Origin of the sequence: Nonomuraea sp. NPDC049784, from assembly GCF_040659615.1 — a bacterium.
Lineage (GTDB): Bacteria > Actinomycetota > Actinomycetes > Streptosporangiales > Streptosporangiaceae > Nonomuraea.
Map to the genome: position 1 here is coordinate 1 of NZ_JBFAMX010000515.1, position 7,433 is coordinate 7,433.

Consider the following 7,433-nt stretch of genomic DNA (forward strand, 5'->3'; position numbering starts at 1 on the left):
CCATCCTCACCCCCCGGCGGCCGCGCGCACCGGGGCGACCAGAAACCGTCGGCCTCCACCGCTACCGTGTCCGCATGCCCGCACGGTCCAATGACTTCCAGGCGGTCGTCTACTTCATCCGGTCACATGTCGATGCCGACGCCGTGGTCACCGAGTCGGCGATGTTGCCTGACCGTACAGGGGCGGGCCTACGTGAAGTCGACGTCCTCATCACCAGCCGTGCTCGTGATGGCAGGCAGGTGCGGATCGGGGTCGAGTGCCGTGACCACATCCAGAAGCCGGACATTACCTGGGTCGAGCAGGTGGTCACCAAGCAGGCGGATTTGGAGCTGGATCGGATGGTAATGGTCTCCTCCAGCGGTTTCACCGCGGGCGCGGTCGCCAAGGCCCGTTACTACGGCATTGAGTTGGTGACGCCGGAAAGGCCGATCCCTGCGGACGGGCCTCTCGGTCGGCTGGGGCAGCCGCATCTGGAATTTCGCGACCTGATTCGAGAACGTCTGATCTCCGTCTCCGGCCAGGTCAGCTGGAATGGAGACAGTCAGGCCATTCCCATGCCTGCGGGTGCCGCGGTCTTCGACGCCGAGGGCATGGTGCTGTGCAGCGTCGCCGAGTTGGTGGGGATCTTTCTGGATGGCGCAGACCTGCGGGAGGTGGTGGCTCAGGCTCCCGGCCAGTCCGTGGAGTTGCGCGTACGGGTGTCCGATTTCGTGCTTCGCCGTGACGAGGGCGGCGATCCAATCGAGGTGTTCATCGGCACCCGGGACGGGCAACTACTGCGCTTGACCGACTTCGACGCCGTGCTCGGCGCACGGGTCGAGGCGCGGCCGGTGCTGCTGGCGGCGGCGGAGCTCCAAGGGGCGGCCTACGCCGTCGGCGCGGGACACGTCGGCGATAACCGCGCCCTGGTGATTTTCTCCGACTCCCCTGTAGGAGAGCGCATGTCGGTCCGGGTCACTGACGCTGATGGTCAGGTCAGCGACTGGATTGCTGATCGCTCGACCCAGACCTTGCGCCCGCACACCTCTCCAGGCGACCCAGAGGCGAACGAAAGGACCTGATTCGCCTGACATCAACAGCGTGGCGGCTCGCCGTAGCGACGGGAGTTCCAGGCCGTGAAGGCTGTCCAGCAGGACATGATGGTGATCCACGTCATCCCCGAACCTCGGTCGCGGGGCTGCACGTAGGACGAGGACGACGTCAGGGAGGGGCATATGACTCAGCAGCCACCGGAGTTCCCCGCTGCTTTGACCCGCGAGTTCAGCTTCGGCGACATGGGCAACGGCCTGTTCGGCTTGGACGCGCTGCGCAATCTCACTACCGGCATGGACGAGTTCCTGGAGGACCCGAACGGGCGCTGGCGCCAGTACCGCTCCCTGGGCCCGGCCGTGCTGGGATGTGTGCCCTGGTTCGATGACGAGCAACTCCTGGGCCGGGTCGACCGGTTTGCATCATCCTGCATCCTGATCACCAAGCCAGACGCCAAAACTCAGCGCAAGGCTTCCTTTGATCAACTCAAGCAGAGAGCGGCGAGCGGGCCGGGCTTTCCGTCACGCGTGTTCTTCGAGCTCGATCACATGGCCTCTCGCTACGTCGGCGAGCCTGAGGCGGTGCACCCGTACTCGCCACAGGAGCACGTCGACTTGCAGACCTTCCGATCGCTCGGCTACCGAAAGGCAGGCAAAACGCCGGTACCGATCATTCACGCCAAGATGTTCCTGCTGGGGCACCTATGGTGGCACGACGAAGGGGCACTGGGAGAGGTGGCCGACGTCATCGGCTTCACGCCCAAACGGCTGTGGCTGGGCAGCGCCAACGCTACGAAGAGCTCGCGCAAGAGCCTGGAGTACGGCATCTGGCTCGACGACGCTCAGGTCCTGCGCGAGGCCCGCAACTTCATGATCATGCTCTTGAAGTACTCCGAATCTCTCGACAGCCCTGACGACGTCTTCGAACCCGAGTTCCTCGAACGGCCCTGGGACGACGACGCCTTCTACGAGTACATGCGCGAGTTCGGGTCATACCCCGACGAGCCAGAAGACGGTTGAGCCCGCCCACCGCCCAGACCCCCCTCGAACGCGCCAAGGCCCGTCTGCAGGACGCCACCTACAACGCGCTGCCGGCCGATGAGATGCTCGAGGAGGCGGTGATGGTGGAGGCCGTGGCGGTCGTGGCCAGCCGTACCGCCCCCGAGTTCCAGGCCATGCGCCGTCACCAGCACCTATCCAGCCTCGGTCGGAACGTCCGCCTGAACGAGGAGACCTTCGCCCGTATCACCGCCGAGCACGACCTCCCCGCCCGGCGGCGCCCACGCTGGCCATCCTTTTTGCTCAGTGTGGAGGAGCCGCTGGCCTCCCGATGACGTTCACCAAAGTTCGCGCCAGTCGACACGCCCTGCTCGCCACCGTCGCCACCTACGGAGTCAGCATTAAGCTCCTCGTGATCGAGGCATTTAGCTGTTTGGCTCGTCTTCGATACGGCCGACATGCGCGGGTCCGGGATGATCAACTCCGGGCACCATGGGGCTTTCATAGTTGAACTCCACCTTGCCGAAGGATTCGCTGGAGATCGGCGGGGGGTCGTTGTCGGCAATGATGAGTTGGAGCCGTTGTCCGTAGGCGTCGGCCAGCGTCCTGAAACGGCCATAGAGCTGGGCTGCGCGCTGTCTGTCAGAGTCGTTGTTGCCGAACGCTTTGCGCGGTGAGTCGATGACAAGGAGAGAGGGTACGAGGACGTCGGCATGGTCGAGCCCGAATGCCAGGAGCGTGAGACTGTAGGCGACGTTGATGGAGGTGGCGATGCCGCCGCCAGAGGCCTGCTGACTTTCCAGAGGTTGACCGTTGACGATGGGCAAGTAGGAGTCACTATCGATGACAGCCGTGGCGACCCAGGGCAGGTTCCAGCTCCTGAGCAGGTCGCCGAATTCCGTGCTGAGCTCGGCGATGAGTGTTTGTCGGGCTGCCAACTGCTGGGACTTGTCCTTGATGTCCTTGTTTATTTGCCTGCGCTGGGACTTGATCTCTCGAATATTTATGTCAATTGCACGTACGCGGGCCCAGGATTCCCGCAACTGAGTGACGGCATCGATGCTGGCCTTGAGCGTGGCCACGCGTGAGGCGGCGTCGGCAATGGCTTCGAAGCGCGGGGCGACCACGCTCCGGCTTTGTGCGTCGAGCTGTCGCCGCAGGCTGGAAACGACGAAGTTGGCGTGCTGAGCCTGCTGCTGGGCGGCCTGTAGGTGTGCGGTGTCCGATTGCTGAATGTGCTGGGCGTCGGCGAGCTGCTGGTGCAGAGTCGAGCGGGTCTCTTCAATGGCGGCAGGGTCGATGTCCGTGTCCACGGGGTCGGGCTGCAGGCAGACGACGCAGTGTTGCTCCTCGACCTGCCGGCTGGTCAGGGGCCGCATGCAGCGGGGGCATACGACGAATTCGAAGGGGGAGAGCTGGTCAATGGCGGTGGCGGATCGGTTCAGTCGCGAGAGGTCGAGCTGAACCTGTGCGACGACTGCTTCGCGCGCGTGGACTAGGTCACGCGAGGCCGCTACTTCTTCCTCGGCCTGTCGAGCATTGTGGATGGCGTTCTTCAGCTCCTCGCGTAGCGCGGTGTCTGCGGCGGATTGTTCGCCGAGTTCGGAACGGAGCGCGGCCAGGCTCGATTCGGCTCGTTGCAGTGTGTCGCGCAGTTGGGTGAGCTCTGCGCGGAGTTCGTCGTCACTGCGGGGGTCGGAGGACGCCAGGAACACACTGACGTTGTGGTGCTCGGCGGTCTTGGCCTTCAATTCGTCGGTGAGTGTGCTGGAGGTGCGTTTGAGTTCCATCAGCGCGCTGTCGGTGAGCGCGAACATCAGACGGAACAGCTCTTTGCGCTTGGGTTCGAACCAGGTATCGAGATGGCCGACGACCTGCCGGTCGATTTCGCGAGCCTGCAGGTAGACGTAGGCGTAAAGGTCGTTGAAGGTGAGATTCTGAGGCCGTGAGGCCCCTTCGCGCCGAGCGGCGACCTGTTCGCGGGGAAATCCGAGCGCATCGAGGAGATAGTCGGAGAGAGTGTTCTCACCCGGTGTGGCCCGCACGGGGAGGGAGCGTTCGAGGGCGAGGGAGCGGGGATCGAGGATGTCCACGCGGTCGGCGGCCTCTCCTTCGATCGCCCGCTTGAGGACGATGTGGTCGCCGCCGACCACGATCTCGGCTTGGACGGACAACATGTGGTTACGGACCGCCGGAGTGAGCATGGCCTTGCCGCCGACGGCATGCTTGAGGAGCATAAGCAAACTGGATTTGCCCGTACCGATCGGGCCAGTGATGACGGTGGCTGGCCTGTCGAAGCGGTAGGTGGTCTCCGCCTCGGCGGTCGTGACCGTCAGCGAAACAAAGCGCAGGTGCACGGCCATGTCAGATCTCCGTCCGCCAGGGCCGGTCCACCGCGTCGGGCAGGCGGTCGTAGATGAGGTTCTTCAAGGCCGATCCTGATTTGTTGAAGTGCTTCTTCAGCAGTTTGATTCGGTTGGCGACGACTGCCCACTCGGATGTTGCGGCAAGGGCGGTCGCTGCTGCGGAGCCCTGGGGGGTGACACGGAATTCGGCCCGGGCGCTGTCGCCATAGGTGATCAGCCCGCGGGCCGTGAGTGAGCCGAGGATGCTGTAATAGCGCTGGTCCCAGGGCCCGTACTTGTAGCGAGTCATGCGACTCTCGACGGCCAGACGCTCGGATGGCGTGGGGGCTGTTCCTGCGGGCCAAGACGCCTCGCCAGCGGGCAGGAGGCGTTCCAGCATGGCTGGGTAGCGCAGTAGGAAGTCGAGCTTGGCGAGCTTGGTGAGGCCGGTCAGGCCACCTTTGGCGGTGGCGAAGTGGGAAATGAGCAAGAGCACGCGTGCCTCGTGGTAATGGGCTTCGCGCTGTTCCGCTTGCCGACGTTGGGCACGCATGCGGGCTGCGGCGTTTTCGAAGTCGCCACTGTGCGTCATGAGGCTTCCTCGTCCGTGTCGAACGGCTCAGAGAAGAAAAAATGGCACTCGTCGCACAGTTGGTAAGCCAGCCCACGAAGGTGCAGGTCGTTAAGCAGGAACGGTGGTGGCGAGGCTAGCGCATCGATGCTGAGCCGTTCGGCAATCAGATCGTTCATCCGGGTGCCGAATGCGCTGCCGTCGGCTGCCTCGGTTCGCGCGTGACTGCGACATTTGAAGGCAGTGTCGAGCACGTCCAGCGAAAGGTTCATTAAGTCGGTCTCGTCGCCAGCCAGGCCTGAGCGTCGTTCGGACCACGTCGTGAACCACGCCGAGCGCAGTCTTTCGGCGAACGCCGCCTCATCTGAGGGCAGCGCGCCGTGGCGTAGCTTGCGGCTGAGCTTGGCGCCTCCTGGCGCCACCATGGGTGCCTGGCCGCGTGGGAAGGTCGGCAGTTGGGCCGAGGTGTATACGAATTCCTGGTGGATGATGTCACGGGTGATCGTGCGGCGGCTGATGCGCTGCTGCAGTCGTACGCTGTAACGCACCCGGCCGGGGTCGGCGATGTATGCAGCGAGTTGGCCGCGGTCGCTCTCATCGCGGTTGGCGCGTTCGATCCGCTCCACAATGGCCCGGTAGGTGGCCTCGACATCGACGTGCGCCATCTGGAGGCGTTGTACGGCAGGCGTCAGGATGCGCTGGATGTTGACATCGGTGATGTACTGGCGCTGGGGAGGGTCGCACGAGATTTCCAGCACGGCAAGGAATCGGGCGACCTTGTCGGCGAATCCAGCGGGCATCTGGATCTCATTGAGCTTGCGGACCTCCGGGGTAGCGGGAATGTTGGGATAGGGCTGCTTCCAGCGAACCTTGAGCATCTGACAGGCAATCTGCTTCGCCATGTCGGCCAACCCGCCGGGAATTTCCGGCTGCGGACCGCACATTCGCGCCAGCGTGGCCGCATTACCATTGGCCGGGTTCAGCGCCGCGTTCGTCGCCAGCCTCAACCGGACATTCGACGCGCACTCGCACGCACACCAGCGGTCGAAGAGATGCGTCAGACCGCCGCTCTTGCACAACTCTGCGATCGTCCAAGGGCCCTGGTCCTCTTCCCGGTGTTTCACCGAGACCAGCTCCACCGACCCATCAGTGAACGCCACAACAAAGTCTTCGTGCCATTCACAGACGATGAAGTCGATGGTGTCCTGTGTGAGCATTGCTAGACAGTCGCGTGCGGCCACCTCCGCCTGATAGCGGTAACGTCCCAGCGTCTCCGAGCCGCTGTCTTCGCCCGGGGCTAGCTCAAAGAGCACATGGGTGACCCAGTTTTCGCCGCCTGGGCTCGGCGCTGACCTGGCCCGGCTCTCCGGCTCGGGGCTGGATCCCGCTGTATCAATCATCAACGTCCCCTGCCTCGGCCTCGTATTGAGCGCATCGCTTGCCACATCCGCCGCCTCAGGGGAAGCGAGGACCCATACCCATATCACAATGAAAGACCGTCGTGTTACTGCGCGTTGCGAGCAAACGGTAGGGGCGGATTGATGCCAGCAGGGCCGGGCGAGTGGGACGCGAGGCTGAGCCCCTGGCGATCCTGTTCCAAGCCAACCGGACCACCGCCTACCGCACCACCTGCAGCATCGCCGACCTGCTCGACCAGCACGGCACTCACACGTCTCGACGCCCAGTCCGGCCTCTTGCGGGTCCTGCATGCACACGTCTTCGCCGAAGACACCGACGCTAACAGGATCAAACCCACAAGTTGATAATCGGCAGGCCCGAACTGGTAGGTCACCGTTTGTAGGGGGTCGGCTGGGGTCTTCAGTACCTCACCCCCGACGACGGTGTGTGGACCCGCGGAAAAGGCTACGCCTGGCAGCGCGCCGTGCTGCATGGCCGCCGGGTGGTCTACCTCGGCTTCCTGCACAGCATCTGGGGCGACGTCGCAGGCCGGGTCGTCGCCCGATTGGCCGAGCTCGGCGCCGGCGACGTCGTCTACGTCGGCAAGGTAGGGGCGCTAGCCCCCGAGATCGAGCCGAACACGCTCCTCGCCACCGGCAACGAAAGCCTCGTCAGCGGCGCTCTCGTCACCTGGGACGACTTCTTCGGTGACTTCGCCGCCGCCCAGCCCGGCGTGCACAGCGGCCTCCACGTCACCTCCGCGTCGATTCTGCTGGAGAACCGTGACTGGCTGGCCAAGCATGCCGAGTACGCCTTCGTCGACCCGGAGATCGGCCCCATGGGGGCGGCCGCGCGCCAGGCGGGGATCAGATTCGGCTACCTCCACGTCATTTCCAACAACCTGGCCCGGCACTACCCCGCCGACCTGTCCAATGAGCGTCACGGCGACGTCATCCGGCGACGCGCCGTCCTGACCCAGCGGATCCGCCACATCATCGCGGACCGCGTGGCCGGCCGCCCGATCCAAACCCTTGGAGGAAGTCGACCATGACGGTCGCTGCACACCGCGCCGCCTCCGTACGCGGGCGGGAG

Annotated in this window: 7 protein-coding genes; 4 read left to right on the forward strand and 3 right to left on the reverse strand. The window is 64.5% G+C overall.

From position 1 onward, the window contains the following. From AB0J09_RS50170 to AB0J09_RS50180, 3 genes are all read left to right on the forward strand, one after another. Nucleotides 1-1,061 (forward strand): hypothetical protein (locus AB0J09_RS50170; protein WP_360708263.1); only part of this gene is annotated, 1,061 nt, incomplete at its 5' end. Nucleotides 1,062-1,274: 213 nt separating this feature from the next. Further along, complete coding sequence (locus tag AB0J09_RS50175) at nucleotides 1,275-2,048, forward strand: hypothetical protein (RefSeq protein WP_360708266.1); 774 nt, start codon at nucleotides 1,275-1,277, stop codon at nucleotides 2,046-2,048. After that, nucleotides 2,045-2,362, forward strand: coding sequence for a hypothetical protein (locus AB0J09_RS50180; RefSeq protein ID WP_360708269.1), 318 nt, complete (start codon nucleotides 2,045-2,047; stop codon nucleotides 2,360-2,362). The genes AB0J09_RS50175 and AB0J09_RS50180 overlap by 4 nt, the downstream gene beginning before the upstream one ends. A gap of 90 nt (nucleotides 2,363-2,452) precedes the next feature. Here AB0J09_RS50180 and AB0J09_RS50185 read toward each other — a convergent pair whose 3' ends face one another. From AB0J09_RS50185 to AB0J09_RS50195, 3 genes are read right to left on the reverse strand one after another with little or no spacing between them, the layout of a single operon-like run. Next, nucleotides 2,453-4,390 (reverse strand): hypothetical protein, encoded by a 1,938-nt coding sequence (locus AB0J09_RS50185; protein ID WP_360708271.1) that lies wholly within the window; start codon nucleotides 4,388-4,390, stop codon nucleotides 2,453-2,455. 1 nt (nucleotide 4,391) lies between these two features. After that, nucleotides 4,392-4,964 (reverse strand): hypothetical protein, encoded by a 573-nt coding sequence (locus AB0J09_RS50190; protein ID WP_360708274.1) that lies wholly within the window; start codon nucleotides 4,962-4,964, stop codon nucleotides 4,392-4,394. Continuing rightward, nucleotides 4,961-6,343, reverse strand: a complete 1,383-nt coding sequence (locus AB0J09_RS50195) for a dsDNA nuclease domain-containing protein (protein ID WP_360708277.1) — start codon at nucleotides 6,341-6,343, stop codon at nucleotides 4,961-4,963. The genes AB0J09_RS50190 and AB0J09_RS50195 overlap by 4 nt, the downstream gene beginning before the upstream one ends. Nucleotides 6,344-6,786: 443 nt before the next feature. Between AB0J09_RS50195 and AB0J09_RS50200 the strand changes: the two genes are divergently transcribed. After that, complete coding sequence (locus AB0J09_RS50200; RefSeq protein ID WP_360708281.1) at nucleotides 6,787-7,392, forward strand: hypothetical protein; 606 nt, start codon at nucleotides 6,787-6,789, stop codon at nucleotides 7,390-7,392. The last annotated feature ends 41 nt before the right edge of the window (nucleotides 7,393-7,433 follow it).

Excerpts from the sequence above, each read along its gene's own strand:
- AB0J09_RS50175 (WP_360708266.1), top strand. The coding sequence starts at position 1,275 with ATGGGCAACGGCCTGTTCGGCTTGGACGCGCTGCGCAATCTCACTACC.
- AB0J09_RS50185 (WP_360708271.1), bottom strand. The coding sequence starts at position 4,390 with ATGGCCGTGCACCTGCGCTTTGTTTCGCTGACGGTCACGACCGCCGAG.
- AB0J09_RS50190 (WP_360708274.1), bottom strand. The coding sequence starts at position 4,964 with ATGACGCACAGTGGCGACTTCGAAAACGCCGCAGCCCGCATGCGTGCC.
- AB0J09_RS50195 (WP_360708277.1), bottom strand. The coding sequence starts at position 6,343 with ATGATTGATACAGCGGGATCCAGCCCCGAGCCGGAGAGCCGGGCCAGG.